A 24,464-nucleotide genomic window follows, 5' to 3' on the forward strand; every position below is an offset into this window, starting at 1 on the left:
CATTTCTCCCTGGCGCACCGGCTTAGTTGCTGGCGGTTTTCATCGGCTGGTCTGGCTTTTTATCATTCCCGGCGATGAAGGGGCTCCAGGGCTGAGCGCGTACCGGCTGTTCGGTCTGCCAGACGACGTTAAACTGGCCGTTGCCTTCGATTTCGCCAATCATCACCGGCTTGTGCAGGTGGTGGTTGGTGGCATCCATGGTCAGCGTGAAGCCGGACGGCGCGCTGAACGTCTGGCCCGCCATGGCAGCACGCACCTTGTCCACGTCGGTTGTTCCAGCTTTTTCAACCGCCTGCGCCCACATGTGAAGCCCTACGTAGGTCGCTTCCATCGGATCGTTAGTGACGACGGTATCGGCATTCGGCAGCTTATGGGCTTTCGCGTAGGCCCTGAAGGCCGCCACGAAGGTCTGGTTGGTCGGGTTGTCCACGGACTCAAAGTAGTTCCACGCCGCCAGGTTACCCACCAGCGGTTTGGTATCAATGCCGCGCAGCTCCTCCTCGCCCACCGAGAAGGCCACCACCGGCACGTCCGTCGCCTTCAGCCCCTGGTTGGCCAGCTCCTTATAGAACGGCACGTTGGAATCGCCGTTGATGGTGGAAACCACCGCCGTTTTCCCGCCCGCGGAGAATTTCTTGATGCTGGCCACGATGGTCTGGTAGTCGCTGTGGCCGAACGGGGTGTAGACCTCTTCAATGTCCTTATCCTCCACGCCCTTCGAGTGCAGGAAGGCGCGCAGGATCTTATTGGTGGTGCGCGGATAAACGTAGTCCGTCCCCAGCAGGTAGAAGCGTTTCGCGCCGCCGCCGTCTTCGCTCATCAGGTACTCCACCGCCGGGATCGCCTGCTGGTTAGGCGCCGCGCCGGTGTAGAAGACGTTAGGTGACATCTCTTCACCTTCGTACTGCACCGGATAAAACAGCAGCCCGTTCAGCTCCTCAAACACCGGCAGAACCGACTTACGCGACACGGACGTCCAGCAGCCAAGCACCACGGCGACCTTATCCTGGCTCAAAAGCTGGCGGGCTTTCTCGGCAAACAGCGGCCAGTTAGACGCCGGGTCAACCACCACCGGCTCCAGCTTTTTCCCGAGCAGGCCGCCCTTAGCGTTGATTTCGTCGATGGTCATCAGGGCGACATCCTTCAGGGGCGTTTCTGAAATGGCCATCGTGCCGGACAGGGAGTGCATAATCCCGACTTTAATGGTCTCTGCGGCCCGTACGCCAAAACTCATTCCCATGGCGACGACGGACGCGGACAAGGCGAAAGCTTTTATAAAGGTACGACGGTGCATATTTTCACTCCTGAAAAGAAAGCTGTGCGAAGACGTCCGTTACCGCATGGACGCAGAAAAAAGTAACGTCAGCTTCAGGAGAGCAAAAAGAGTGCCAGGTTGCAGAGGCCGGATTTTACGGAGAGCGCAGAGAAGAGATGTGGGGAACGACTCAGAATGGAACAGCGCTGCACCGGAATAATGCAGCGCCGTGAACGGCGTTACCAGACGTCGCTGGCGATTTGCGTAACCAGGCGAACTTTATCCCACTGCTGGGCTTCGCTCAGGCTGTTACCTTCCTCCGTGGAGGCAAAACCGCACTGCGGGCTGAGGCAAATCTGCTCTTTCGCCACGTACCGCGCGGCCTCTTCCAGGCGCGCCTTCACCCCTTCCGGGTTCTCCAGCTCACCGTGCTTGGTGGTGATCAGCCCCAGAACCACCTGCTGTTTACCCGGGCGCACAAAGCGCAGCGGCGCGAAATCTCCGCTGCGGTCGTTGTCGTACTCCAGGAAGAAGGCATCAACGTTAACCGTGCCGAACAGCACTTCCGCCACCGGCTCGTAGCCGCCCTCAGAAATCCAGGTGGAGCGGAAGTTGCCGCGGCAGACGTGCAGCCCGACGATGAGGTCGTCCGGCTTGCCTTCCAGCGCTTTGTTCAGCACGCGGGCGTAGGTTTTTGCCAGCTCGTCCGCATCGTCGCCCCGCTCGCGGATCTGACGTCGCTGCTCTTCCGAGCACAGGTAGGCCCAGACGGTATCATCCAGCTGCAGGTAGCGGCAGCCCGCGTCGTAAAACGCGCGGATGGCGTCGCGCCAGGTGGTTGCCAGATCGTCAAAATAGACGTTCAGATCCGGGTAGACCGTGGCATCGATGTCCTTGCGGCCGCCGCGGAAGTGCAGCACGCTCGGGCTTGGAATGGTCATCTTCGGCTGCGCGTCACCGCTGATGCTCTTCAGGTAGCGGAAGTCTTCCAGCATAGGGTGATCGCCGAAGCCCAGCTTGCCCGTGACGCGCACGCCGTGAGCTTTAGTCTGAACCCCGTTAAACTGGATCCCCTGCTGCGAATCGTAACGCTCCACGCCCTGCAGCCCGTCAAAAAAGTCAAAGTGCCACCAGGCGCGGCGGAACTCCCCGTCGGTCACCACGTGCAGGCCGCAGGCGCACTGCTGCTCGACGACCTGGCGAATAGCCTCGTCCTCGACGGCGCGAAGCTGGCCGGCATCAATTTCACCGCTGGCAAACTTCAGTCGTGCCTGCTTGATGGTGTCCGGGCGTAAAAAACTGCCGACTACATCGGCGCGGTACGGGGCGTGGTGTCGCTGCATGGAAATCTCCTCTGTCTGCCGGCGTTAATTGCCAACAGTGATAATTCATCTCTTGAAGTTTTAGACTTCTGGATGTCTAAACGTCCTAAAAAGATGTCATACCGGCACCCTGCCGACAAACGAGAAAATTTCATCTGTGTTGAAAAAAATTCACGATCGCTGCGCGGGCGATGAGGATCCTGCAAACGCGAACCGCTCGTCCTCCCAGCCGGTAATGCCCCCGAGCATAATCTTGACCGGCAGGCCGAGGCGCGCAAGCTTCAGCGCCGCCCTGTCCGCCCCGTTGCAGTGCGGCCCGGCACAGTACACGACAAACAGCGTTCCCTCCGGCCACGCCTTCATCCGCCCGGCGTCGATCTGGCTCCACGGCAAATGCAGCGCGCCGGGCAGATGGCGCCTGGCAAACTGCCCGGTCGTTCCGACGACGTGGAGCAGAACAAAGTCCTGTTCACCGCTGGACAGGGCGTGATGCACGTCGGCGCAGTCCGTCTCAACGCTCAGACGGCGCAGAAAATGTCCTGCGGCTTCCTGCGGCTCTGCCGCCGGAAATTCAGTAACGTAGCTCATGAATCTTCCTCATTTGTGGCGTTTGTGTTAACACTACTCTATTCGTAAATTCAGCCCGTGAATGCGCCCGCCTATGCCAGAAAACAGCAAAAAGATGACAAACTTAAGACACGCGCGCCCGCGCGCGGTGGTGCTGGCGTACGACGGTTTATGTACCTTCGAGTTTGGCGTGGCGGTAGAAATCTTCGGCCTGCCGCGCCCGGAGATGGGCGACGCGTGGTATCGGTTCGCTGTAGCGGGCGTGGATGAAGGTGAACTTCGGGCAACCGGCGGGATCCGTATGCTTGCCGATGGCGATCTGCGTTTGCTGGAGACGGCAGATTTAATTGTCGTGCCCGGCTGGCGCGGCATGGACGAGCCTGTGCCCGAGGCGCTCCGCCAGGCGTTGCGCGAGGCGCACGGCCGCGGCTGTCGGCTGCTCTCCATCTGCTCTGGCGTGTTTGTTCTGGCGGCCTCGGGCCTGCTGAACGGGCGGAAGGCCACCACCCACTGGCGCTACACGGAGGCGCTTAAAACACGCTATCCCGCCATCACCGTGGTGGAGGATGTGCTGTATCAGGACGAGGGCGATATTCTGACCTCCGCGGGCAGCGCAGCCGGAATCGACCTGTGCCTGCACGTGGTGCGCCGGGACTATGGCATCGAGGCGGCAAACCGCGTGGCGCGCAGGCTGGTGATCCCGCCCCATCGGGACGGCTCGCAAACCCAGCAGCTCAGCCGACCGGTGGCGCAGCTGCGCGAAAGCCAGCGGCTGGGCCAGCTGTTTGATTATCTGCATCAGCATCTGGCCGTTGGGCATACCGTCGAGTCCCTGTCCCGGCGCGTGGGCATGAGCCAGCGCACCTTTTTGCGCCGTTTTCAGGATGCCACCGGCACAACGCCCGCGCGCTGGCTGTTGAACGCCCGGCTGCAGCGCGCGCGAGATTTTCTGGAAAATAGCCGGCTCGGCATCGACGCCATTGCTGAACAAACGGGTTTTGGCCAGGGCGCCACGCTGCGTCACCATTTCCGCCAGCAATACGCCCTTTCTCCGGCGCAATATCGTAAGCAGTTTTTACAGCCGACCCGATAACAGGGCAAAAAAAAACCGCCATATTCTGGCGGTAAATGCTTGCATGGATAGATTTGTATTTTGGTATCTACGCACCGGTATTCCATACCGGATGTGGATCGCCTGTAATCTACCACGCTGAGTTTCAACAAAGCATAAACGGACCGATTAACCCGCTTTGGTATTAATTTGCAGATAACGCATCAGCCCCTGCTCTGCGCTCTGGCGGGCATCGTCATTAATGGCTTCGAGATAAAACGCGCGTGAGACACCGTACGGCGCCTGCTCGGATGGATAAACCGCGAACTGGAAGGTCTTACCCCTCGCCTTATTGATGCAGCCCAGCTCCCAGCGGCCTTCACCAACCTGCGTGCTATTACATTCGACGCGTCCGTAATCGCTGGTTAAATACGAACCTACACGGCTTTTTGCTGACTGAATATATTCAGGTTCATCGTTTGAATAGAGGCTGGCGGCAGCACCCACTGCAACCACTACGCCCAGAAGTGATAGCACAATTATTTTTTTCATTTATTAGATCCGATCCTTAGCCAGAAAAATCTTATTGTAAATGATTTCTCATTAAATCTAGCTTCTCTTTTGATACCAGAAATGGGAGTTTACAACGGCAATATTGCTTTTAAGATTAATCTTAAACCGGTTTTATTACAGCCACACTTTTTGACAGCCCGTTTTCTCAAATTTGAAAATCCGAATAATTACTTGATGAAATTATCTTTACGATGGCCGAATCGTATTTTCGGGAGATGGGGGATGTTCAAAAAAGGGTTGGCCATGGCAATGGTGATCTGCGCCCTGTTCTCGGGGCAGCTGATGGCCGGGCATAAAGGGCATGAATTTTTGTACGTGAAAAGCGCCGACCATCAGCTTCGTCACGAAGCCGACAGCGACGAGTTACGCAGCGCGGCAGAAGAGTCTGCGGAGGGTCTGCGCGAACGCCATTCCTGGCTGAAGTCGCGCAAACCGGACACCCACTTTCCGGGCTAGCTGCCTTTACGCTTCGGCAGGGTTTTCAGCAAATCATCCGGGCTCACGGACGCCACGATGCTGCCCGGCGGCGGCATTTTGAAGATGTGGTTCTTCATCTTACCGATAACGTGCATTTCGCACGGGCGGCAGTCGAACTTCAGCGTCAGCACCTCATCGCCGTTCACCAGCTGCATCGGCGTCGCTTTCCAGCTTTTAATATTGCCTTTCGCCTGCTTCGGACAGAGGTTAAAGGCAAAACGCAGGCAGTGCTTGGTGATCATCACCGGCACATCGCCCTTCTCTTCATGGGCCTCATAGGCGGCATCGATCAGCTGGACTCCGTGACGGTGATAAAACGCGCGCGCCTTGTGGTTGTAAACGTTCGCCAGGAAGGATAAATGCGTATCCGGATAGACCGGCGCGGGCACCGCTTCGGCCTTACGCGTGCCGCGAGCATAGTTTGCCAGGCGCGCTTCATCCAGCATCTCAGCGGTTTCACGGCGGAACTGGTTCAGCAGGCTGTTCGGTACAAACAGCGCGTCCGGCAGATTAACCTCAACGTTACGCGCGTAGTAGATGGTCTGGCCGAGCTTCGCCACGCCGTCCTTCAGGTTGTTAATCGCCTTTTCCGCGTTGTTCGCCACCTCGAACATGCCGTCCAGGGTGTGCGTCACGCTGATGCCGTCTTCACAGGTCATGGTCAGGATCAGCTGCTCTTCCCAGCCCCCCAGCGCAATATCTACCGCAATGCGGCGCTCGCTGGACGTTTTCAGCAGCGCCTGCTGCCAGTTGTGATCCAGATTACGGTTGAGGGCCGCATTCGGGCGGGCCTTATAGAGATCGGCAGGCATTTCGTTCGGCCATACGCGGTAGCGGTTCTCGCCGGTTTTCTCCACCGTATTGGCGCGGAAGCCGACCACTTCACGCTTGATCATCACGTTCAGGCCATCGCCGTTGGCCAGCGGTTCCGTGACCTCAACGTCCAGATGATCTTTTGCGACTTTCAGCACTTCCCCTACCGGCAGACCGATAAATTTCGGTGAATCAAAGGCGCCAATGTCCCCCTTGCGCGCGTTGACGAAGTAATCCGTGCTGCCGCGGTGGAAGGTTTTATCCGTAGACGGAACGAAGAAATGCTCGGTACGTCCGGCGGACGCCCGCGCCAGGTCACCGCGATCCTCAATGATGGCATCCAGCATCTGACGATAGTGCGCGGTGATGTTTTTCACGTAGCTCATGTCCTTGTAGCGCCCTTCAATCTTGAAGGAGCGCACCCCGGCATCGATCAGCGCGCCGAGGTTAGCCGTCTGATCGTTGTCCTTCATGGAGAGCAGGTGCTTTTCGAACGCCACCACCCGGCCCCGATCGTCTTTAAGTGTATACGGCAGGCGGCAGGCCTGGGAGCAGTCGCCGCGGTTGGCGCTGCGGCCCGTCTGGGCGTGAGAGATATTGCACTGCCCGGAATAGGCCACGCACAGCGCGCCGTGGATGAAAAATTCGATGGTGGCGTCGGTGGCCTGATGGATATCGCGGATCTGATTCAGGTTCAGCTCGCGCGCCAGAACGATCTGGGTAAACCCGACGTCCGCGAGAAACTTCGCCTTCTCAACGGTGCGGATATCGCACTGGGTGCTGGCATGCAGCTCGATGGGCGGGATATCCAGCTCCAGAACGCCCATATCCTGAACGATCAGGGCGTCGACGCCGGTCTGGTAGAGATCGGCGATCAGACGCTGCGCAGGCTCCAGCTCATCATCATGAAGTATGGTGTTCAGGGTTACGAACACCTTCGCCCCAAAGCGGTGGGCGAACGGTACCAGCTCGGCAATATCGCGCAGGCTGTTGCTGGCGTTATGGCGGGCACCGAAGCCCGGGCCGCCAATGTAGACGGCATCCGCACCGTGAAGAATGGCTTCACGGGCAATGGCGGCGTCGCGGGCCGGGCTTAACAGTTCAAGATGATGGGAGTGCAGGCGCATACGTCGTCGTTATCCGTTATGGTCAAAATGGCGGCTATTGTAGTCAGAAGTCTGTGTCAGTGAAACCGTTTTGCGACGCTTTAGCGGGGATAATGGATCAGAGAGTGAAAATGAACCGTCCGGGCGCTGCTGTTGCGGTACGCGTGCGGTTTATCACCGGCAAAACGCACGCCGGAATCGGCGTGAATCGTGCGCCAGATACCGTCGATTTGCATCTCCAGCTCGCCGCTAATCACCACGACGTGCTCAATCACCCCGGCCTCGTGCGGGGCGGACTCGCTCAGCGCGCCCGGCGACAGGGTGATGGAGAAATGGTCGAACCGGAGCTGGTCATCCCAGGGGAACAGCGGCTTCACCACCATCGCCTGCTGCTGCGGATCGAACACCGCCTGCGGATCGCTCTCGGGGGTGATAAACGCCGAAAAGGGCACGTTCAGCCCGGTGGCGATTTTCCACAGCGTGGAGACCGTCGGGCTGGACTCGTTGCGCTCGATTTGCCCGAGCATCGCTTTCGACACGCCGGTCTCGTCGGCCAGCTTAGACAGGCTCCAGCCCCGCGCCTGTCGCAGCGCTTTCAGCGTGGTGGCAAGGTGTTGAGTAATATCCATGGTTCCTCCCGTTGCGGGAAAGCATACCACTTGTACGCTATAACGCACAGTGATACCTTACTGCGGACGTTATAACGCACAGCGGGGTTTCCATGCGATCGACAACTCATCTTTTTCCTGCCGTCCTTGCCGGTTTTGTCGCCGTCCTGGTGGGCTACGCCAGCTCGGCCGCCATTATCTGGCAGGCCGCCGCCGCGGCCGGCGCCAGCGCGCAGCAAATCGCCGGGTGGATGACCGCCCTGGGGCTGGGCATGGGGATCAGCACCCTGGCGCTGTCCTGGTGGTACAAGGCCCCGGTGCTTACCGCCTGGTCGACGCCCGGCGCGGCGCTGCTCGCCACCAGCCTGCACGGCATCACCCTGGCTGAAACCATCGGCGTCTTTATTTTTGCCAATGCGCTTATTCTGCTGTGCGGCGTAACCGGCCTGTTCGCCAGGCTGATGAAGCTGATCCCGCACTCCCTTGCCGCCGCTATGCTGGCCGGGGTGCTGCTGCAGTTTGGCCTTAAGGCATTCAGCAACCTTGAGGATAACTGGGTTCTTTGCGGCACTATGCTGGCGGCCTGGCTGGTGGCCAAAGCAGTGGCTCCCCGGTACGCCATCGTCGCCACGCTGCTGGCAGGCGTCGTCGCGGCATGGATGGGAGGTGACGTTGTCACTAACAGGCTGACGCTGTCCGTGGTGATGCCGGAATTTATTGCCCCGTCGTTCACGCTCTCCAGCCTGATCGGCGTCGGGCTGCCCTTCTTTCTGGTGACGATGGCGTCGCAGAACGCGCCCGGCTTCGCCACCATGCAGGCGTCGGGCTATCCGCTGGCGGCCTCACCGCTGATGATTGCGACCGGCGGGCTGGCGCTGCTGCTATCCCCCTTCGGCGTCTATTCCATCTGCATCGCCGCTATCACTGCCGCCATCTGCCAGAGCCCGGACGCCCATCCTGATGCCGGTAAACGCTGGCTGGCGGCGGCTGCCGCAGGCGGGTTTTATCTGCTGGCGGGGGTGTTCGGCGGTTCGATTTCCGGGCTGATGGCCGCCCTGCCGCCGGGCTGGATCCAGACGCTGGCCGGGCTGGCCCTGCTCGGCACCATCAGCGGCAGTTTGTACCAGGCGCTGAATCACGAGGCGGAACGCGACGCGGCGATCGTCACCTTCCTGATGACCGCCAGCGGGGTGACGATCCTGGGAATTGGTTCCGCCTTCTGGGGGCTGGTGCTGGGCGGGATCTGTTACGCGGTCTTCTCACGCCTTCGCCGCGCGTAGCTGCGAGGGCGTTACCCCCGTCATGCTGCGAAAGCGGTTACTGAAGTGGCTGGCGGAGCTAAACCCGCAGGCCAGCGCGATGTCGGTGAGCGGCGTGGTGGTGTGCTGCACCAGCGCTTTGGCTTTCTCCATGCGCCGCTGCATGACGTACTGATGCGGCGCCAGCCCCATCGACTGGCGGAACATCCTGGCAAAGTGATACTCGCTGAGCGCCGCCTGCCCGGCCAGCTCAGCCAGCGTCAGGGGCTGCGCAAGATTTTCTTCGATAAACGCCAGCACGTTGCGCAGCACAAACGGCGACAGCCCTCCGGTAACCGCCGGCAGCTTCCACTGCACGCTGGAGTAGTGCTGAACCAGGTGCGTCAGCAATAAGGTCGAGGCGGTGCTCAGGGTGAGCTGATTGGCGTTCTGCTGCCAGTCGCAGCCAAGCAGGAACTGGCGATACAGCGCGGTAATTTTCGGATCGCTGCCAAAGATCTTTTCATCCAGCGTCAGCGACAGCGGGCGTTTATCCCAGATTTTCTCTCCCACGTCCCGCAGGTGCGCGTCGGTACAGTAGAGATGGACGAACGACAGGTCGTCACGAATATCCCATGTGGATTCACTCTCTTCAGGCATCAGGCAAAAACGATCCGGGCCGCCGCCGTTTTTCCAGCCGCCCGGCGTTTTTTGATAGCTTTCATAGCCGTCCGCCACGTACAGGCTGAGGGTGTGGTGGTTGCTTTTAACGGTGATCGTGTCGTGCTTGTTGTACCAGGCCGCCAGTTGAATGCCAGAGTTGAGCGCGACGGTTTCCCGCAGCACCGCATTTTGCTGGCGTAACGTTTCAAAGGTGTCGTAAACGAGAGACATGGCCGTAAACAGGTGATTAATCAGATCGTCAGTCTAAGAAGTGTTGCAGCCTGTTACCAGCGTTCGGACGAGAAAAAAGCGCAAGAATTTGCAAGTCCGGCGCAAGCCGGTGAAAGCCGCGCGCCCTCTTCTTCGCCACACTGGCATTTTCGCGGTATGAGAAGAGAGAAACCATGAACGCATTACTCTACGGGCTGGTCGTCGTGATTTGGGGCACGACCTGGATCGCCATATTCCTGCAGCAGGGGCCGGTGGCGGCACCGGTATCCATTTTCTGGCGCTTCGCCGTGGCCTGCGCCACGATGATGATCGTCTTAATCGCCCTACGCCGCCTGCGCAGGCTGGCGCTGAGGGATCACCTCTACTGTATGCTCCAGGGCTGCTGCGTGTTCTGCTTTAACTTCTGGTGTTTTTACGCCGCCGCGGCGCATATCAATACCGGGCTGGAATCGGTGATTTTCTCGATGGCGGTGCTCTATAACTCCATCAACAGCTTTATTTTCTTCGGGCAGCGCCCTCCGGCTCGCTTCTGGACGGCGGCCGCGCTGGGGCTTATCGGGATCGTCACCCTGTTCTGGAACGATCTGCTCGTCAGCGGCTGGAGCGCGTCGTTGCTCACCGGCATCGGCCTTTCCGCCCTCGGCACCTACGGCTTCTCGCTGGGGAACATGATCAGCATGCGCCATCAGCGAAACGGGCTCGAAACCATGACCACCAACGCCTGGGCGATGCTCTACGGGACGGCGATCATGGGCGTCATCGCCCTCGCCAGAGGCGACAGTTTCATGCCGGAATGGACGGTGAGCTATATGGGCGCACTGCTTTACCTGGCCCTGTTCGGATCGGTGATTGCGTTCGGGGCCTACTTCACGCTGGTTGGCCGCATTGGCCCCGGCAAAGCCGCCTACAGCACCCTGCTTTTCCCGCTGGTGGCGCTGTCGATTTCGACGGTGTACGAGGGTTACGAGTGGCACCTCAACGGCATCGTGGGCCTGCTGCTGATACTGGGAGGGAATATGGTGATGTTTACTAAGCCGGAAACCTGGTTCAGACGCCTGCGGACGGCATAAAAAAATGGCCTGCGTGATGCAGGCCATTCTCGTTATTTCGCTGTCTGATGCACGTCAAACATGGTGGCGTCCGTCGCCATGTCATCCACAACCTGCTTCAGCGTGGCAAAGGTCATAGGTGAATTTTCGTTATTCAGCTCTTTACCTTCCCCTTTACGAACCACCTTTACCACCGGTTTATTGGTCGCCGCGTCAATCAGTTCACCTTCGAAGAACAGGTGGGTATCCATGGTGCGGTGGCCGGTTGCCATCTGCGTACCTGCTACCACCAGCGCGACGGGCACCACTTCATAGAACTGGAGGCCTTCCTTCTGCGAACTCACGCCGGTGATGGCGCCGCGGAAAATCAGGCTACGTTTACCCGGCGTTGTGACGACAGGCTTACGGGTACCAATCGCCGTTTTCAGCTTCGTGTTGGTATAATTTAGCAGTTCATCAAGGGTTCTTTCCCCAATCTGGGTAGTCGGTTTAGGCGTAGGGTAATACGTAATCGGCGTCCAGATAATGCTGTCGTAATTGGCTTCGTTATACGAAGGGTCAACCCAGCGTAACGTCGGTTTACCCGTTGCAGACGTTGTCTGCTGCAAGCCTGAATAGTCTTTTAAAAAGCCGGAGTACTGTTCGGGAGCGGCGACCTTAGATGAACAGCCAGCCAGCGCTAACAGACCAGAAAGCACTGCAACTTTAAAAAGAGTGTGAGTACGCATGATAGTATTCCAGGTTATCTGCAAGTATGCACTTGAAGTTATAGCAAAAAAGGGAGATAGCCGTTGTAGCAAAAAATGACGAAGACAGCACAAATCGTAAAAAAGTAGCCCGGACAGAAGCCGGGCCGTGACCGTTACTCTTTAATGTCTACCTGCCAGAAAAGGTGCTTGCCGAAGGGGTCGATTTCATAGCCGCTCACCTCTTTACGCACTGGCTCAAAAATGGTCGAGTGGGCAATCATCACCGCAGGCATCTGGTCGTGCATCATCTGCTGCGCCTGTTTGTACAGCACCACCCGTTCATCTCTATCGGTTATCGATTTTGCTTTCGCAATCAGGTCATCGAAGGGCTTGTAACACCATTTGGCTGAATTCGATCCGCCGTTGGCTGAGGTGCAGGTAAAGAGCGGCCCGAAGAAATTATCAGGATCGCCCGTGGCGGTTGTCCAGCCCATCAGCGCGGCCTGATGTTCCCCTCCCTTCACGCGCTTCAGGTATTCGCCCCATTCGTAGGTGACGATTTTGGTCTGCACGCCAATGCTCGCCCAGTCCGCCTGTATCATCTCCGCCATCCGCTTCGCGTTCGGGTTATACGGCCTTTGCACCGGCATTGCCCACAGGTCAACGCTCACGCCGTTAGCAAAACCGGCGTCCTTCAGCAGGGCTTTGGCTTTTTCTGGATCGTAGTCGTAGTCTTTCAGCTCGCCGTCGGCGCTCCAGACGCCCGGCGGCAGCAGGTTCTTCGCCGCCGTGCCGGTGCCGTGGAAAACCGCGTCAATTATTGCGGGTTTGTTAATTGCCATCGCCAGCGCCTGGCGCACCTTTACGTTATCCAGCGGCGGCTTTTGCGTATTGAACGCCAGGAAACCGGTATTCAGCCCGGCCTTGCTCATCAGATTGATGTCTTTGTTGGCCTTCATGCGCGGCAGGTCCGCCGGATTGGGGAACGGCATAACCTGACATTCGTTTTTCTCAACCTTCGCAAAACGCACCGAGGCGTCCGGGGTAATAGTAAACACCAGACGATCCAGCTTCGATTTCCCCTGCCAGTAGTCCGGGAAGGCGGTAAAGAGAATGCGTGAGTCCTTCTGGTATTGCGCAAGCTTAAACGGACCGGTACCAATGGGCTGCATATCGACCTTTTCCGGCGTGCCCGCCTTAAGCATGGCGTCGGCATATTCCGCCGAAAGAATTGAGGCAAAATACCACGCCAGGTCGGCGACAAACGGCGCTTCCGGGTGCGCGAGGGTAAAGCGCACGGTGCGGTCGTCAATTTTATCGATGGCGACGATCAGGCTGCCAAACTCCAGGCTTTCGAAGTTGGAGTAACTGCCGTTAGAGACGTTATGGTAAGGATGATTTACATCCTTCTGGCGCATAAACGAGAAAATCACGTCGTCGGCGTTGAAGTCGCGCGTCGGCGTGAACGCTTTGTTGCTGTGGAACTTCACCCCTTTACGCAGGTGGAAGGTGTAAACCTTGCCATCGTCGCTCACCTCCCAGCTTTCGGCCAGGCTCGGCACCAGCTCGGTGGTGCCGGGTTTAAAATCGACCAGACGGTTATACACCGGCACGGCGCTGGCATCCACGCTGGTTCCCGAGGTATACAGCTGTGGATTGAAGTTTTCCGGCGATCCTTCGGAGCAGTACACCAGCGTTTTTGCCGCGACGGTGGAACTGGCCGTCAGCGCAGCAAGCGCCAGCGCTATCATTGTGAATGTGCTTTTCATCATTTATTCCTGTCTTTTTAATTCGACGGCTAATTACTTCTTTTGCCATTCCATAAATAACATTAAAGTGATAGCGCAAACACATGAAAAATAAATACAGAAGGAATCACTATGGCCTCCGAACTCTCCAGACAATTAACCCAACGTTTTTTTCGCTATCTCGCCATTACCAGCCAGAGCGACCCGAAAGTAAAAACGCTGCCCTCCACGCCGGGCCAGCATGAGATGGCGCGGGAACTGGCGAACGAGCTGGAAAAGCTGGGCTTAGACGATATTGTGATTGATGAGTTCGCCACCGTAACCGCCGTTAAAAAAGGGAATATCCCCGGCGCGCCGCGGATAGGTTTTATTACCCATATCGACACGGTAGACGTCGGTTTATCACCGGATATTCATCCACAAATATTAACGTTTACGGGCGATGATCTCTGCCTGAATAAAGAGAAAGGGATCTGGCTGCGCGTAAAAGAACACCCGGAAATTCTGGCTTATCCCAATGAGGAGATTATTTTCAGCGACGGAACCAGCGTATTAGGCGCAGATAATAAAGCGGCGGTGACCGTGGTGATGACGGTGCTGGAAAACCTGACCGCAGAGCATAAGCATGGCGATATTGTGGTGGCGTTTGTGCCCGACGAGGAGATTGGCCTGTGCGGCGCCAAAGCGCTGGATCTGAAACGCTTCGACGTGGATTTTGCCTGGACCATCGACTGCTGCGAGCTGGGGGAGATCGTTTACGAGAACTTCAACGCGGCGGCGGCTGAAATTCGCTTTACCGGCGTAACGGCCCACCCCATGTCTGCCAAAGGGGTGCTGGTGAATCCGCTTCTGATGGCTACAGATTACATTAGCCATTTCGATCGTCGGCAGACCCCGGAATGCACCGAGGGCCGCGAGGGGTACGTCTGGTTTAACGGCATTCAGGCCGGACAAAACGAGGCGATCCTGAAGGCCAACATCCGCGATTTTGATAAAGACGGTTTTGCCGCCCGCAAGCAGCAGATCGCCGACGTGGCGGCGCAGATTGCCGCACGATACCCCACGGCAGGCGTGGAGTATCGCATCGAGGACACCTACAGCAATATCAGCAATGCCATTGGGGAAGACCGCCGCGCCATCGACTTGATGTTCGAGGCGATGGCGTCGCTCGGGATCGCGCCTAAGCCGACCCCCATGCGCGGCGGCACCGATGGCGCAGCCCTGTCGGCCAAAGGCTTGCTCACCCCGAACTTCTTCACCGGTGCCCATAACTTCCACTCGAAGTTTGAGTTTTTACCGCTGTCGTCGTTCGAGGCGTCCTATCGCACTGCCCTGCAACTCTGCCTGCTGGCGGCGCGTTAGGCGGGCTTGCGCGCCAGCATAGTGGCGAAGCGCAGCTTGATACGGTTGCCGTTGGCGTCGGTGCGGTGAAGCTCACCCACCTCTTCGTTGTACCTGAGCAACTCCCAGCCTTCGTAGTAGTGGCTCAGTTCACCGGTTTTGAACGCAAACGGGAAGCCAACGGTGCAGGGATAATCTTCCGCATCCATCGCGGCAACAATCAGGTTGTAGCCGCCCGGCTTAGTGCAGCGCTGCATGTTGGCGATCAGGCCAGGGATGGTTTTCGCCTCAAGGAACATCAGCACAACGGTGGAAAGGATAAAATCGTATTCGCCCTCAAAGCTCAGGCTGTTCAGATCCCTGATAGCCGTTTGCAGGTTCGCGATCCCCTCCGCCGCCCTGATGCGCTCGATGTTATCGATGCTCATCGGGTTTTTATCCCACGCCGTTACGTCATAACCGTTCGCGGCCAGGTACAGGCTGTTGCGCCCATTACCGCAACCCAGATCGAGCGTTTTACCCGGCTTAACGATTTCCGCGCTGTAAAGCACCTCCGAGTGCGTGCGGGTCAGACCATACTTCTCGGTAAAGTAGTTTTCATCGACAGTCATTATTTTTCCTCAGGTTGCATAAGCAGTGCTTTATCAGCGCGCACCAGAAGTTTGCCCTGCATCAGCAAGATAAATGTACGGACCAGCAGCATCGCGATGATGCAGTTGGTGAAAATAAACAGCGGAACGGCAATGGCATGGAAGAACCCCGACGGGCTGCTCTGCCCCAGATGTAAGCCGGTGGTCGCCAGCACCGACACGCCGAACGAGAAGCTCCAGAACGAGGCGTTAAACGGCTGCGACAGGTACCACGGCATCAGACGCAGCATAAACAGCAGCTGCAGCAGGCCATACCCGAACAGCATTTTCGCAAAGGTATCCGCTTCGCCGCCGTTAACGCTAAGCCAGGCGCTACAGGCCACCAGCGCGGGCGCAAGCTGGATCCCGAGGGAAGTACGAAGCGCAGCGGGCAGTTCTCCTGCGCTGCGCAGGCGCTGCAGGATGACCGGCTCCAGGCTCAGCCACGAAAACACCCCGGCACCGAGAAATACCAGCCCCGCATCATGAAAACCCAGCGCGCCGCAGGCCATCGCGCTGATAAAATTGTTCGCCACGGTCGGCAGATACAATCCGGGCGTGGTGGCCTCCTGAGGATGCTTTCCGCGCCACAGACCGGCGCTTTGCCAGGCGGCATACGAAAGCTGGATCGCCACCCCCATGCCAAACAGCCCCAGAGACACCGGGCGGTACCAGGGTACAAAGCCGATGGCCACCAGCATCGTTGTGGCGGGAAACAGGCTGACAAAACTGCTCATCACCGGATGGCGCATCTCCGCCAGCACGCTCTTCGGAAACCGTACCGCGCGGGCGATAAACGCTACGCTCAAGAGGAACCAGATCGTCACCGCCAGCGCGACCAGGATCTCCCCCGGCCACCGCGTAACCGGCCAGAGGGTACTGGCGTAACGCCAGGCGAACCCCATGCCAATAGTGCCCAGCACCATACCGAAATAGCCTGCGGGTAAGTTAAGAACGCGTTGGTTTTCATTATGCATTTTTTTTAAACTTTAAAATGTATTTGAAATGCCATTTTAAGAGGTTTCGTTCAAAGACGCCAGCATTTCGAAAAGCCAAAAGTTTGCTACGTTTAGTGAAGGGCTTCTCAGGGATACTACTATGACAAAATACCGGCTCAGCGACGACACCCGGCTCTGGCACTGGCTGGACGGTGCGACGCCGCGCACCACCACCCTCAGGCAGATCGTTGCGGTGTGCGATTTTAGCGATGTTGCCAGCGGGACAAAAGGCGGATGGGTCGAAGACGAGCGCGCGCTCGCGCAGGACGGCGCGTGCTGGATTTATGATGAAAACAGCGTGGCGTTCGCCGGTGCCCTAATAACCGGTAACGCCCGCCTCACCCGGCCCTGCACCATCAGCCACCGCGCGCAGGTTGGCGGCAACAGCTGGCTGGATGCCGCAGAGGTGAGCCACGGCGCGGTGATAGGTGACAACGTCACTATTCAGCAGTCTACGGTCCGCGGCGAGTGCCATATCGCTGGCGACGCGCGGGTACTGCATAACAGCACGATCGTCGCAGCCAAAGGGCTAACCCCGGACCATGACCAGATCCTCAAAATTTACGACAGGGCCACGGTCAGCCAGTCGCGGATTGTGCATCAGGCGCAAATCTACGGCGATGCCATGGTGACGCACGCCTTCGTTGAGCACCGTGCGGAGGTGTTCGATCGCGCCATTCTTGAAGGCAACGAGATAAATAACGTCTGGGTCTGCGACTGCGCCAAAGTGTACGGCAACGCCCGCCTGCTGGCTGGCCTGGACGACGATGCTATCCCCACCGTGCGCTACAGTTCACAAATAGCGGAAAACGCCCTCGTAGAAGGCAACTGCGTCATTAAGCACCACGTGTTAATTGGCGGCGAGGCGCGGCTACGGGGCGGCCCGATCCTGATTGACGACAGGGTCGTGATCCAGGGGCGCGCGCGCATCGTCGGCGATGTGCTGATCGAGCATCAGGTGGAGATAACAGACGATGCGGTTATCGAAGCGTTTGAGGGCGAGAGCATTCACGTTCGGGGAGTAAAGACAATCAACGGCAGCGCGCGGATCACCCGAACGCCCCTGCTGGGGGCGCTATAGGGGAAAAATTCTGGCGTAGAGGTTTACGTCATCGTAGCGGCCGTTCAGCAATTCGGCCTCCCGCAGGCACCCTTCCAGCGCAAAACCGTTGCGCTGGGCCACGCGGTTACTGCTCAGGTTATCCACCCGGCACTTGATGACAAAGCGGCGGATTTCGCCGCGCCCGACGTAATAGCGCATAAACGCCCGTAGCGCCTGAGAGAGAATGCCCTTCCCCTGTTGCCCTTCGTCGAGCCAGTAGCCGATGTACCCGGCTTTGTTCGCAGGCTCAATCGCATTGAACGACAGCACGCCGGCCAGCTCGTCTTTGAAGAAAATCAGGAACATTTTGGCGTAGCCGCGCTGGTGCAGCATCTGGTTGCTCTGCACGTTGCGGCGGGTATCTTCTTCGGAGCCCACGTGCTGCGCCCAGTCGAAGGCGGTTTGCAGCCAGATTTTATTTTTGACAACGAGGCCGTGCAGGTCGGCGGTATACCGCTCTTCGACGGCGCGAAGCTCGATATCCTGGTTCACGGGGATAATTTCTGAAGACATAGGCCTCTCACTTGCCGGGTAAGCGTGGCGCCACCCGGCACGGTTTCACAAAGCTAGCGCATGATCCGGTCGTCAACGTAGTTACGCTTGTCCGGCGCTGGCGGGAAGTACTGATACAGCCAGGTTTCGCTGATGGCGTCGCCCTGACAGCGCAGGAACAGTCGCATATCTACCGGCTCGGTAGCGTCAGAGGTTGGATACCAGTCAAACAGAATGCGATACCCGTCGAACGGCTCGACGTAGAGGATCTCCACCTGCTTCGCTTCACCGCTGGAAAGGGTAATCACCGGCTCAATGCCCTTCGGCGCGGCGGCCTTCAGATCGCCACCGACGAAATCAATGGCAAAGCGACGCGCCCACACTTTCGGGTAGTGCTCGCCCGGCGCCCAGCCTTCGGGGAAGCCGCCCATGCCGGTGCGGGTCGCGTAGACGTTAGCCAGCGGCGAGCGCACCGGAGGCTGCGCGCTCCAGGTAAGACGGTATTTGTAGTTGAGCTCATCGCCCGCTTCTACCGCTTTTTCCGGCTGCCAGAAGCAGACCACGTTATCCAGCGTTTCACCGGTGGTCGGGATCTCCATCAGCGCGATGGAGCCTTTGCCCCAGCTATTGCGCGGCTCCACCCACAGGCTCGGGCGCTTGTTGTACCAGCCCATCACGTCCTGATAGTGGGAGAAGTCGCGATCAAGCTGCAGCAGGCCAAAGCCTTTCGGGTTTTTATCCTGGAAGGCGTTGAACTGCAGTTTTTGCGGGTTGTTCAGCGGACGGCAGATCCACTCGCCGTTGCCGCGCCACATCGCCAGACGATCCGAGTCATGGATCTGCGGATGGATGGTGTCACACATGCGGCGTTCGTTGTTGCCGCAGCTAAACATGCTGGTCATCGGCGCGATGCCGAGCTGCTTGATGTCTTTGCGCGCGTAAAGATGGTTTTCCACGTCCATGATCACCTGGCTCTTCTCGCAGTGGATCACGAACTTATAGGCACCGGTAATGCTCGGGCTGTCCAGCAGCGCGTAAACGGTAAAGGTCGTATCCCCCGGCTTGACGGTTTCAAACCAGAAGGAGGTGAAGTCCGGGAACTCTTCCGGCGTGTCGGTAAAGGTGTCTACCGCCAGACCGCGCGCGGAAAGGCCGTACTGGTAGGTATCATCTACCGCGCGGAAGTAGCTTGCGCCCAGGAACGAAACGATGTCGCGCCGCGCCAGCTCGGGCGCTTTAAAGACGCGGAATCCGGCAAACCCGAGATCGCTCTGCCCTTCAAGCTGTTTAGTGTCCACGCCCGTATCGCCGTAGCTGAACAGCTCGGGACGGAAATGGATCTCACGCGCCTGTGAGGTGCTTTGATCCAGCGAGAACATGCGCACGCGGCGACGAAACCCCATCCCCATATGGAAGAACTGGGCGTCCAGCTGACGGCCTTCAATATTATTCCACAGGGACTGCTTCTCATCGTAACGGATGGCGTTGTACGCCTGCGGCGTCATGGTCGCCAGCGTTTCCGGCAGCGGACGCGGCGCACCGCCCCACGGGGTTTTCGCCAGATCGTGCGCCATGGATTGCAGGACGGTGAAGTCAAAGCGATGGCTCTGACCGTCCGCAATGTCGGAATCAGCAGCATACGCCGCCTGGGAAAACAGAGAAGCAAGGCCAGAAGTGCCGCTCAGGGCAGCCATTGCCAGGGAACCTTTGAGAAAACGTCTGCGATTCATGCCTGAGAAAACGTCCTTATGGTCGTGTGAGTGCGTTTCGCGCGCGGCGAAATGACGGCAAGAAAGAACGCACAGCCTAAACAAAAACGGTTAAGAATCCAATTGTTGGCGGGTGATTATCTGAACAAACTGAGAAATATTTTCTGTCGACCAGAACGGCCTGAAAGTGGTGTAAAAAACAGTAAATACGCAAAATCATTCATGCTGGATCCAAGGCGACAAGCCGATGGATCATCAGAAGCTTACTTTAGTAAGTGACTGGGGTGAGCAGACGAAGGCAGCGCAGAGGCAGCATGAAGGATGAAGCGTATTAAAAGTGTCCCGGCTGGACATCGACAGCCGGGACAAACGAGGCGGTTATTTTACGCTGACATCGATACCCGGAAAGTACTTATCAGCCAGTTTAGCGATCGTGCCGTCGGCACGTACTTTATCAATTGCGGCGTCAAGCTGCTTTTTGGTGGCCTCATCCCCCTTACGCAGCCCAAAGCCGATACCACTGCCGAGGATGGTGTCGTCCGACACCGGTTTGCCGATAAAGCCAAACCCTTTACCCTGCGGCTTGCTGAGGAAACCTGCCTGCCCGGCCGCGGACATCACCAGCGAGGCATCGATGCGGCCATTCAGCAGATCGCCCCACGCCATGTTCTGATCTTTATAAGACACCACGGTGACACCGTGCTTTTCCCAATGCTCTTTGGCGTACGTTTCCTGAATCGAACCCTGGAGAACGCCGATGGTTTTGCCCTTCAGACCTTCCGGCGTGGCCTCTACCGCCGAGCCGGCTTTGCCTACCAGCTGGGAGGGAATGCGGTAGATTGGCTGGGTGAAATCAATACTCTTGCGGCGCTGCTCGGTGATGTTCATCGCCGAGTTGATGGCGTCGAACTTTTTCGCCACCAGGCCCGGGATCAGCGCATCAAACGAGGTTTCCACCCAGCTGCACTTCAGCGCGGCGGCTTTACAGATGGCGTTTCCCAGCTCTACGTCAAACCCTTCCAGCTCGCCTGAGGCATTGCGGCTTTCAAACGGCGGATATTCCGCCTCCAGCCCGTAACGCAGCTCGGTGGCCGCGAAGGACGAAAACGAACACAGCAGTCCCATGCCGATAACTAACGCGCGTAATTTCATCTCAAACTCCTCAGATCCTGATGGGATAGGCTCAACGTGGTGTAACCCGGCACAGGGCCCTGGCACCAGCCCGTAACGTCGCCTCATCTTTCGCAAAAGAGAGACGAATCAACTTATTGTCCGTGCCGTCGGCGTAAAACGCCGACAGCGGAATCGTGGCAACGCCGCACTCGACGATCAGCCGTTGCACCATGTCGCTGTCCCGCTCGCTGCTGAAGGCGCTGTAATCCGCCAGCAGGAAGAACGATCCTTTGCTGGGCAGCAGCGTAAAGGGAGAGTCGGCCAGTAAACTTTGCAGCAGATCGCGTTTGCGCTGATAAAACGCCGCCAGCGACAGCCAGGTTTGCGGATCGGTCATGTGCTCTGCAAAGGCGTGCTGCATTGGCGTATCGGCAGAGAACATCAAAAACTGATGGACTTTGCATATCTCATCCATCAGCGCCGCGGGTGCCACACAATAGCCCACCCGCCAGCCGGTCACGTGATAGGTTTTTCCGAAAGAAGAAATAATGACGCTGCGCTCCGCCAGCTGCGGGTGCGTAGCCATCCCGTGGTGCGGAACGTCGTCAAAAACGACGTGCTCATACACTTCGTCAGACAAAATGATGATGTCGGTATTGCGCGTAAGCGCCGCGAGCTGGTGCAGGTCCTGTGCAGAGAACACCTGTCCGCTCGGGTTATGCGGCGTATTAACGACGATCATCCGCGTCCGCGGGGTGATCGCCGCGCGAACCTCATCCCAGTTCACGGCAAAATCCGGCACCGTAAGCTTAATGGCGACGGGCGTCGCCCCCTGCAGCCGGACAATCGGCGCGTAGCTGTCAAAGGACGGTTCGAAATAGATCACCTCATCGCCCGGATGAACCAGCCCGCTGATGGCCGAATAGAGCCCTTCGCTGGCGCTGGCGGTCACCAGCACCTCACTGGAGGGGTCATAGCGCGTGCCGTAAAGCGCGGCAATTTTATCCGCGATACGCTCCCTGAGCGGTTGCAGACCGGTCATGGAGGCGTACTGGTTATGCCCGGCCTCCATGGCGCGGGTCACGCCGGCGATAAGCTTAGGGTCGCAGGAAAAATTCGGCGCGCCCTGAGAAAGGTTGATGGCGTTATGCTGGGCAGAAAGCTGGCCGATAACGGTAAAAATGGTGGTCCCCACATCTGGCAGTTTGGAACGTGTCTGCACCGGCGTTTGTAAACTCATCCTCTGTCCCTTCTCATGGTTAATGCATAACTATTCAAACAACAACTGCGCTGTCGGGACAACCGAATTGTTGTCATAATAGCCATGACTAAAACGCATAGCTAAGGTGGGGTATGTCGCGTCGTTCGTTTCCGCTCAATGCCGTAGAGGCTTTCCTGGTGACCGCGCGTCACCTGAACCTGACCCACGCCGCGAAGGAGCTTTGCCTTACGCAGGGGGCGGTAAGCCGTAAAATCGCAGCGCTGGAGGGCTGGTTTGGGTTCCCGCTTTTTGAACGCCATGCGCGCGGCCTGCGCCTCTCCTCCCAGGGAAGCGCCCTGCTGCCGGAGCTACAGTCCGCGTTTGAGCAGCTGCTGAACGTGGCCGAGCAGGCTCGGGCGCACCAGACCGTCATTCGCCTGAAGGCCCCAACCTGCGCCATGCGCTGGCTGGTTCCTCGCCTGCTGAAGGTGGAGCGCGAGCAGCCGGACCTGCAAATTGCGCTTACCACCACCAACGATCATAACGTCAACTTCAAAACCGAATCCTACGATGCGGCGATTGTGTTTGGCACGCACATGAGCGCGGGCGATCTGCTGTTCGAGGAGGCGTTGACCCCGGTAATGAGCCCGCTGCGGGCCGGTTCGGCGCTGGAAACGCTCACCTTTCTTCACCCGACGCGTGACAAAACGGACTGGTCGCTGTGGCTGGCGAAACAGCCGCGCCCGGCGCAAGCCATGCTTAAAAATCAACACTTCGATACCATGGATCTGGCTATTACGGCCGCCATTCAGGGGTTGGGCGTCGCCATTGCGGATGAAACGCTGGTGGAAGAGGACGTGCGCGCCGGGCGGCTGATGCGGCCTTACGATACGAGCATCAGGACCGGCGCGAGCTACCGGCTGGTATTGCGTGAAGCACCCGGCCCGGAGAACGGGCTGGATGCGTTTCGTGACTGTCTGATCAGTCGAGGCTGACGTGGTGTTTCACCACCCGCCTGAAGAGGCTCATGCGGGCGCGCATAAAGCGGTTTTCAAGCCTGAACCCTGCATGTTTATTCACGCCGATGCGTAACAGTACATCCCGCCCCTTGCGGCAGGCCGGCCAGCGCGTCGGTCCTGCCAGGCTGTCACGTTTCCCCGCGTCCCGCGCGAAGCTCACCCAGTAGTCCGCCACCTGAGCGGCGAAGGCCAGATCGCGTTCGTTCACGTACTGTCGCGAGGGCTCAACCTGCCCGAGGGTGTCGAACACGTAAGGCACCTCGTTGCCGTGCCAGGCGCCGTTAACGTACGTCGCGTGTTCCGCTTCGGCCACATAATCAAACCAGTAGCGCCAGCACAGGCCCCCCGCCCGCTGCTGCGCCTGCATCACCACGTATCCCATGGTGGTAAAGGCCATATCGCGGCACACCTGCCTGCCCAACTCCTCGTCGCCCCTCACGCCCGGATAGAGCAGCTTTATCAGCCCGAGGCCAAAGCGCCGCTCGCGGCGGAGCTTCTGGATTTGCCCGGCCAGATCGACGCCAAACACCGACATCACGCTGGCTTCGTCGCTGTTCGACCCCACCATCACCGGGACCGGGTGCTGACGGGCCGCGAAGAAGACGTCGAGCATGGCTTCCGGCAGCACGCAGTCACCCACGATGGGCGCGGGGGCGATATTCAGCGGCGCGGTAAGCGGCCAGAACGCCTCAGGAGGGATCGCGCGAAGCTGCTCTGCGGTGGCGTTTTCAAAGCCGAAATGGGCGGCAATGGCTTCGCCTTTTCGCATCGCCTGCTCACGCGGCGTGTCCGGCAGGGTATACCCGCTTTGCACAATGGCCTTATGGAACAGCCCTTCCGCCAGCGGAGAAGCCAGCAGCGACAGCACGCTGCGCGCGCCGGCGGACTCGCCGAACAGGGTGATGTTGTCGGGGTCGCCGCCGAACGCGGCGATGTTATCCCGCACCCACCTCAGGGCTTCGATCTGATCGAGTAGGGCAAAATTATGCACCACGTGCTCCTCTTCCCCCTCCAGCGCCGGATGGGCAAAAAAGCCGAGGTGTCCGAGTCGGTAGTTGATGGTCACAACCACCGCGCCGCGCCTCGCCAGCGCCCTGCCGTTATAGGGAGGAAGCCCGCCCGCGCCGAGGGTAAACCCGCCGCCGTGCAGCCAGACCATCACCGGCAGCGGAGCGGTGCGCGACGCGGGCGACCAGACGTTGAGATACAGGCAGTCTTCAGAGAACTGGCCGGGATCGCCGCCGCCCAGCTCCTGGCATCCTTCGCTGCTCTGCCAGCTGGAGGAGGAGAACGACGTCGCCTGGCGCATGCCGTCCCAGCACGGAGCGGGTCGCGGGGAGCGCCAGCGCCACGGGCCAACCGGCGGTGCCGCATACGGAATGCCGCACCACGCGTGGGTATCGTCTTCAGTAAAACCAATCAGTGCGCCCAGGCGCGTTTCAACTACAGGGGCGGAGGGATTTTCCATAT

General features: G+C 58.6%; 23 protein-coding genes. 7 read left to right on the top strand and 16 right to left on the bottom strand.

Features of this window, described 5'->3' with window-relative positions:
* Window positions 1-22: 22 nt before the first annotated feature.
* The 3 genes from urtA to OWK27_RS00630 form a co-directional block, all read right to left on the bottom strand.
* Window positions 23-1,294 carry an urea ABC transporter substrate-binding protein gene (gene urtA, locus OWK27_RS00620; RefSeq protein WP_267589542.1) on the bottom strand — a complete coding sequence of 424 codons (1,272 nt, stop codon included), beginning with the start codon at window positions 1,292-1,294 and terminating at the stop codon, window positions 23-25.
* Window positions 1,295-1,494: 200 nt separating this feature from the next.
* Entirely contained in the window at window positions 1,495-2,598 is a 1,104-nt protein-coding gene (locus tag OWK27_RS00625) for a cobalamin-independent methionine synthase II family protein (protein ID WP_267589543.1), read from the bottom strand.
* 150 nt (window positions 2,599-2,748) lie between these two features.
* On the bottom strand, window positions 2,749-3,165 hold the full coding sequence (locus OWK27_RS00630; protein WP_148419514.1) for a rhodanese-like domain-containing protein: 417 nt from the start codon (window positions 3,163-3,165) through the stop codon (window positions 2,749-2,751).
* Window positions 3,166-3,238: 73 nt separating this feature from the next.
* Between OWK27_RS00630 and ftrA the strand changes: the two genes are divergently transcribed.
* Window positions 3,239-4,237 carry a transcriptional regulator FtrA gene (ftrA, locus tag OWK27_RS00635; RefSeq protein WP_252003691.1) on the top strand — a complete coding sequence of 333 codons (999 nt, stop codon included), beginning with the start codon at window positions 3,239-3,241 and terminating at the stop codon, window positions 4,235-4,237.
* A 147-nt stretch (window positions 4,238-4,384) separates the two neighbouring features.
* Here ftrA and OWK27_RS00640 read toward each other — a convergent pair whose 3' ends face one another.
* The gene (locus OWK27_RS00640) at window positions 4,385-4,747 is read right to left on the bottom strand and encodes a hypothetical protein (RefSeq protein ID WP_148419512.1); all 363 of its coding nucleotides are present in this window, start codon (window positions 4,745-4,747) and stop codon (window positions 4,385-4,387) included.
* Window positions 4,748-4,990: 243 nt separating this feature from the next.
* Here OWK27_RS00640 and OWK27_RS00645 point away from each other — a divergent pair, with 243 nt between their 5' ends.
* A complete protein-coding gene (locus tag OWK27_RS00645) occupies window positions 4,991-5,224 on the top strand; it encodes a DUF2554 family protein (RefSeq protein WP_148419511.1) in 234 nt (77 codons plus the stop codon).
* On the opposite strand, the gene OWK27_RS00650 is transcribed toward OWK27_RS00645, so the two are convergent.
* Together OWK27_RS00650 and OWK27_RS00655 are read right to left on the bottom strand one after the other, a co-directional pair.
* Window positions 5,221-7,185 carry a peptidase U32 family protein gene (locus tag OWK27_RS00650; RefSeq protein WP_148419510.1) on the bottom strand — a complete coding sequence of 655 codons (1,965 nt, stop codon included), beginning with the start codon at window positions 7,183-7,185 and terminating at the stop codon, window positions 5,221-5,223. The genes OWK27_RS00645 and OWK27_RS00650 overlap by 4 nt on opposite strands.
* A gap of 80 nt (window positions 7,186-7,265) precedes the next feature.
* The gene (locus OWK27_RS00655) at window positions 7,266-7,793 is read right to left on the bottom strand and encodes a helix-turn-helix domain-containing protein (protein WP_267589544.1); all 528 of its coding nucleotides are present in this window, start codon (window positions 7,791-7,793) and stop codon (window positions 7,266-7,268) included.
* Window positions 7,794-7,885: 92 nt separating this feature from the next.
* Between OWK27_RS00655 and OWK27_RS00660 the strand changes: the two genes are divergently transcribed.
* A complete protein-coding gene (locus OWK27_RS00660) occupies window positions 7,886-9,052 on the top strand; it encodes a benzoate/H(+) symporter BenE family transporter (protein ID WP_267589545.1) in 1,167 nt (388 codons plus the stop codon).
* Here the strand turns inward: OWK27_RS00660 and OWK27_RS00665 are convergent.
* Complete coding sequence (locus OWK27_RS00665) at window positions 9,032-9,904, bottom strand: helix-turn-helix domain-containing protein (protein ID WP_148419507.1); 873 nt, start codon at window positions 9,902-9,904, stop codon at window positions 9,032-9,034. The genes OWK27_RS00660 and OWK27_RS00665 overlap by 21 nt on opposite strands.
* Before the next feature lie 173 nt (window positions 9,905-10,077).
* Here OWK27_RS00665 and OWK27_RS00670 point away from each other — a divergent pair, with 173 nt between their 5' ends.
* Window positions 10,078-10,974 (top strand): DMT family transporter, encoded by an 897-nt coding sequence (locus OWK27_RS00670; protein ID WP_267589546.1) that lies wholly within the window; start codon window positions 10,078-10,080, stop codon window positions 10,972-10,974.
* Between the two features lie 32 nt (window positions 10,975-11,006).
* On the opposite strand, the gene OWK27_RS00675 is transcribed toward OWK27_RS00670, so the two are convergent.
* Both OWK27_RS00675 and OWK27_RS00680 read right to left on the bottom strand, forming a co-directional pair.
* Window positions 11,007-11,681 carry a DUF3313 domain-containing protein gene (locus OWK27_RS00675; protein ID WP_176610354.1) on the bottom strand — a complete coding sequence of 225 codons (675 nt, stop codon included), beginning with the start codon at window positions 11,679-11,681 and terminating at the stop codon, window positions 11,007-11,009.
* A 134-nt stretch (window positions 11,682-11,815) separates the two neighbouring features.
* A complete protein-coding gene (locus tag OWK27_RS00680; protein ID WP_148419561.1) occupies window positions 11,816-13,411 on the bottom strand; it encodes an ABC transporter substrate-binding protein in 1,596 nt (531 codons plus the stop codon).
* A 111-nt stretch (window positions 13,412-13,522) separates the two neighbouring features.
* Here OWK27_RS00680 and pepT point away from each other — a divergent pair, with 111 nt between their 5' ends.
* Complete coding sequence (pepT, locus tag OWK27_RS00685; RefSeq protein ID WP_242172839.1) at window positions 13,523-14,752, top strand: peptidase T; 1,230 nt, start codon at window positions 13,523-13,525, stop codon at window positions 14,750-14,752.
* On the opposite strand, the gene tehB is transcribed toward pepT, so the two are convergent.
* Window positions 14,749-15,342, bottom strand: a complete 594-nt coding sequence (tehB, locus tag OWK27_RS00690; RefSeq protein WP_267589547.1) for a tellurite resistance methyltransferase TehB — start codon at window positions 15,340-15,342, stop codon at window positions 14,749-14,751. The genes pepT and tehB overlap by 4 nt on opposite strands.
* Window positions 15,342-16,337, bottom strand: a complete 996-nt coding sequence (tehA, locus tag OWK27_RS00695) for a dicarboxylate transporter/tellurite-resistance protein TehA (RefSeq protein WP_267589548.1) — start codon at window positions 16,335-16,337, stop codon at window positions 15,342-15,344. Before tehA ends, tehB begins: the two co-directional genes overlap by 1 nt.
* A gap of 121 nt (window positions 16,338-16,458) precedes the next feature.
* Between tehA and ydcK the strand changes: the two genes are divergently transcribed.
* Window positions 16,459-17,439 (top strand): YdcK family protein, encoded by a 981-nt coding sequence (ydcK, locus tag OWK27_RS00700; protein ID WP_267589549.1) that lies wholly within the window; start codon window positions 16,459-16,461, stop codon window positions 17,437-17,439.
* Here the strand turns inward: ydcK and rimL are convergent.
* The 4 genes from rimL to OWK27_RS00720 all read right to left on the bottom strand — a co-directional run bounded on the left by rimL (window position 17,434) and on the right by OWK27_RS00720 (window position 22,014).
* A complete protein-coding gene (gene rimL, locus OWK27_RS00705; protein WP_267589550.1) occupies window positions 17,434-17,973 on the bottom strand; it encodes a 50S ribosomal protein L7/L12-serine acetyltransferase in 540 nt (179 codons plus the stop codon). The genes ydcK and rimL overlap by 6 nt on opposite strands.
* 53 nt (window positions 17,974-18,026) lie before the next feature.
* On the bottom strand, window positions 18,027-19,682 hold the full coding sequence (locus OWK27_RS00710; protein WP_148419499.1) for a glucan biosynthesis protein D: 1,656 nt from the start codon (window positions 19,680-19,682) through the stop codon (window positions 18,027-18,029).
* 357 nt (window positions 19,683-20,039) lie between these two features.
* The gene (locus OWK27_RS00715) at window positions 20,040-20,813 is read right to left on the bottom strand and encodes an ABC transporter substrate-binding protein (protein ID WP_176610362.1); all 774 of its coding nucleotides are present in this window, start codon (window positions 20,811-20,813) and stop codon (window positions 20,040-20,042) included.
* A 31-nt stretch (window positions 20,814-20,844) separates the two neighbouring features.
* Window positions 20,845-22,014, bottom strand: a complete 1,170-nt coding sequence (locus OWK27_RS00720) for a pyridoxal phosphate-dependent aminotransferase (protein ID WP_267589551.1) — start codon at window positions 22,012-22,014, stop codon at window positions 20,845-20,847.
* 113 nt (window positions 22,015-22,127) lie between these two features.
* Here OWK27_RS00720 and OWK27_RS00725 point away from each other — a divergent pair, with 113 nt between their 5' ends.
* A complete protein-coding gene (locus tag OWK27_RS00725; RefSeq protein WP_148419495.1) occupies window positions 22,128-22,970 on the top strand; it encodes a LysR family transcriptional regulator in 843 nt (280 codons plus the stop codon).
* On the opposite strand, the gene OWK27_RS00730 is transcribed toward OWK27_RS00725, so the two are convergent.
* Complete coding sequence (locus OWK27_RS00730) at window positions 22,957-24,462, bottom strand: carboxylesterase/lipase family protein (RefSeq protein ID WP_267589552.1); 1,506 nt, start codon at window positions 24,460-24,462, stop codon at window positions 22,957-22,959. The two genes, OWK27_RS00725 and OWK27_RS00730, sit on opposite strands and share 14 nt — an antisense overlap.
* Window positions 24,463-24,464: the final 2 nt, after the last annotated feature.

The sequence above is a fragment of the Enterobacter cloacae complex sp. 2022EL-00788 genome (genome assembly GCF_026627565.1).
Lineage (GTDB): Bacteria > Pseudomonadota > Gammaproteobacteria > Enterobacterales > Enterobacteriaceae > Enterobacter > Enterobacter pasteurii.

What these genes read in the sequence shown, in the direction of transcription:
- urtA (WP_267589542.1), bottom strand. Translation starts at nt 1,294, where the DNA reads ATGCACCGTCGTACCTTTATAAAAGCTTTCGCCTTGTCCGCGTCCGTC.
- OWK27_RS00625 (WP_267589543.1), bottom strand. Translation starts at nt 2,598, where the DNA reads ATGCAGCGACACCACGCCCCGTACCGCGCCGATGTAGTCGGCAGTTTT.
- OWK27_RS00630 (WP_148419514.1), bottom strand. Translation starts at nt 3,165, where the DNA reads ATGAGCTACGTTACTGAATTTCCGGCGGCAGAGCCGCAGGAAGCCGCA.
- ftrA (WP_252003691.1), top strand. Translation starts at nt 3,239, where the DNA reads ATGCCAGAAAACAGCAAAAAGATGACAAACTTAAGACACGCGCGCCCG.
- OWK27_RS00640 (WP_148419512.1), bottom strand. Translation starts at nt 4,747, where the DNA reads ATGAAAAAAATAATTGTGCTATCACTTCTGGGCGTAGTGGTTGCAGTG.
- OWK27_RS00645 (WP_148419511.1), top strand. Translation starts at nt 4,991, where the DNA reads ATGTTCAAAAAAGGGTTGGCCATGGCAATGGTGATCTGCGCCCTGTTC.
- OWK27_RS00650 (WP_148419510.1), bottom strand. Translation starts at nt 7,185, where the DNA reads ATGCGCCTGCACTCCCATCATCTTGAACTGTTAAGCCCGGCCCGCGAC.
- OWK27_RS00655 (WP_267589544.1), bottom strand. Translation starts at nt 7,793, where the DNA reads ATGGATATTACTCAACACCTTGCCACCACGCTGAAAGCGCTGCGACAG.
- OWK27_RS00660 (WP_267589545.1), top strand. Translation starts at nt 7,886, where the DNA reads ATGCGATCGACAACTCATCTTTTTCCTGCCGTCCTTGCCGGTTTTGTC.
- OWK27_RS00665 (WP_148419507.1), bottom strand. Translation starts at nt 9,904, where the DNA reads ATGTCTCTCGTTTACGACACCTTTGAAACGTTACGCCAGCAAAATGCG.
- OWK27_RS00670 (WP_267589546.1), top strand. Translation starts at nt 10,078, where the DNA reads ATGAACGCATTACTCTACGGGCTGGTCGTCGTGATTTGGGGCACGACC.
- OWK27_RS00675 (WP_176610354.1), bottom strand. Translation starts at nt 11,681, where the DNA reads ATGCGTACTCACACTCTTTTTAAAGTTGCAGTGCTTTCTGGTCTGTTA.
- OWK27_RS00680 (WP_148419561.1), bottom strand. Translation starts at nt 13,411, where the DNA reads ATGAAAAGCACATTCACAATGATAGCGCTGGCGCTTGCTGCGCTGACG.
- pepT (WP_242172839.1), top strand. Translation starts at nt 13,523, where the DNA reads ATGGCCTCCGAACTCTCCAGACAATTAACCCAACGTTTTTTTCGCTAT.
- tehB (WP_267589547.1), bottom strand. Translation starts at nt 15,342, where the DNA reads ATGACTGTCGATGAAAACTACTTTACCGAGAAGTATGGTCTGACCCGC.
- tehA (WP_267589548.1), bottom strand. Translation starts at nt 16,337, where the DNA reads ATGCATAATGAAAACCAACGCGTTCTTAACTTACCCGCAGGCTATTTC.
- ydcK (WP_267589549.1), top strand. Translation starts at nt 16,459, where the DNA reads ATGACAAAATACCGGCTCAGCGACGACACCCGGCTCTGGCACTGGCTG.
- rimL (WP_267589550.1), bottom strand. Translation starts at nt 17,973, where the DNA reads ATGTCTTCAGAAATTATCCCCGTGAACCAGGATATCGAGCTTCGCGCC.
- OWK27_RS00710 (WP_148419499.1), bottom strand. Translation starts at nt 19,682, where the DNA reads ATGAATCGCAGACGTTTTCTCAAAGGTTCCCTGGCAATGGCTGCCCTG.
- OWK27_RS00715 (WP_176610362.1), bottom strand. Translation starts at nt 20,813, where the DNA reads ATGAAATTACGCGCGTTAGTTATCGGCATGGGACTGCTGTGTTCGTTT.
- OWK27_RS00720 (WP_267589551.1), bottom strand. Translation starts at nt 22,014, where the DNA reads ATGAGTTTACAAACGCCGGTGCAGACACGTTCCAAACTGCCAGATGTG.
- OWK27_RS00725 (WP_148419495.1), top strand. Translation starts at nt 22,128, where the DNA reads ATGTCGCGTCGTTCGTTTCCGCTCAATGCCGTAGAGGCTTTCCTGGTG.
- OWK27_RS00730 (WP_267589552.1), bottom strand. Translation starts at nt 24,462, where the DNA reads ATGGAAAATCCCTCCGCCCCTGTAGTTGAAACGCGCCTGGGCGCACTG.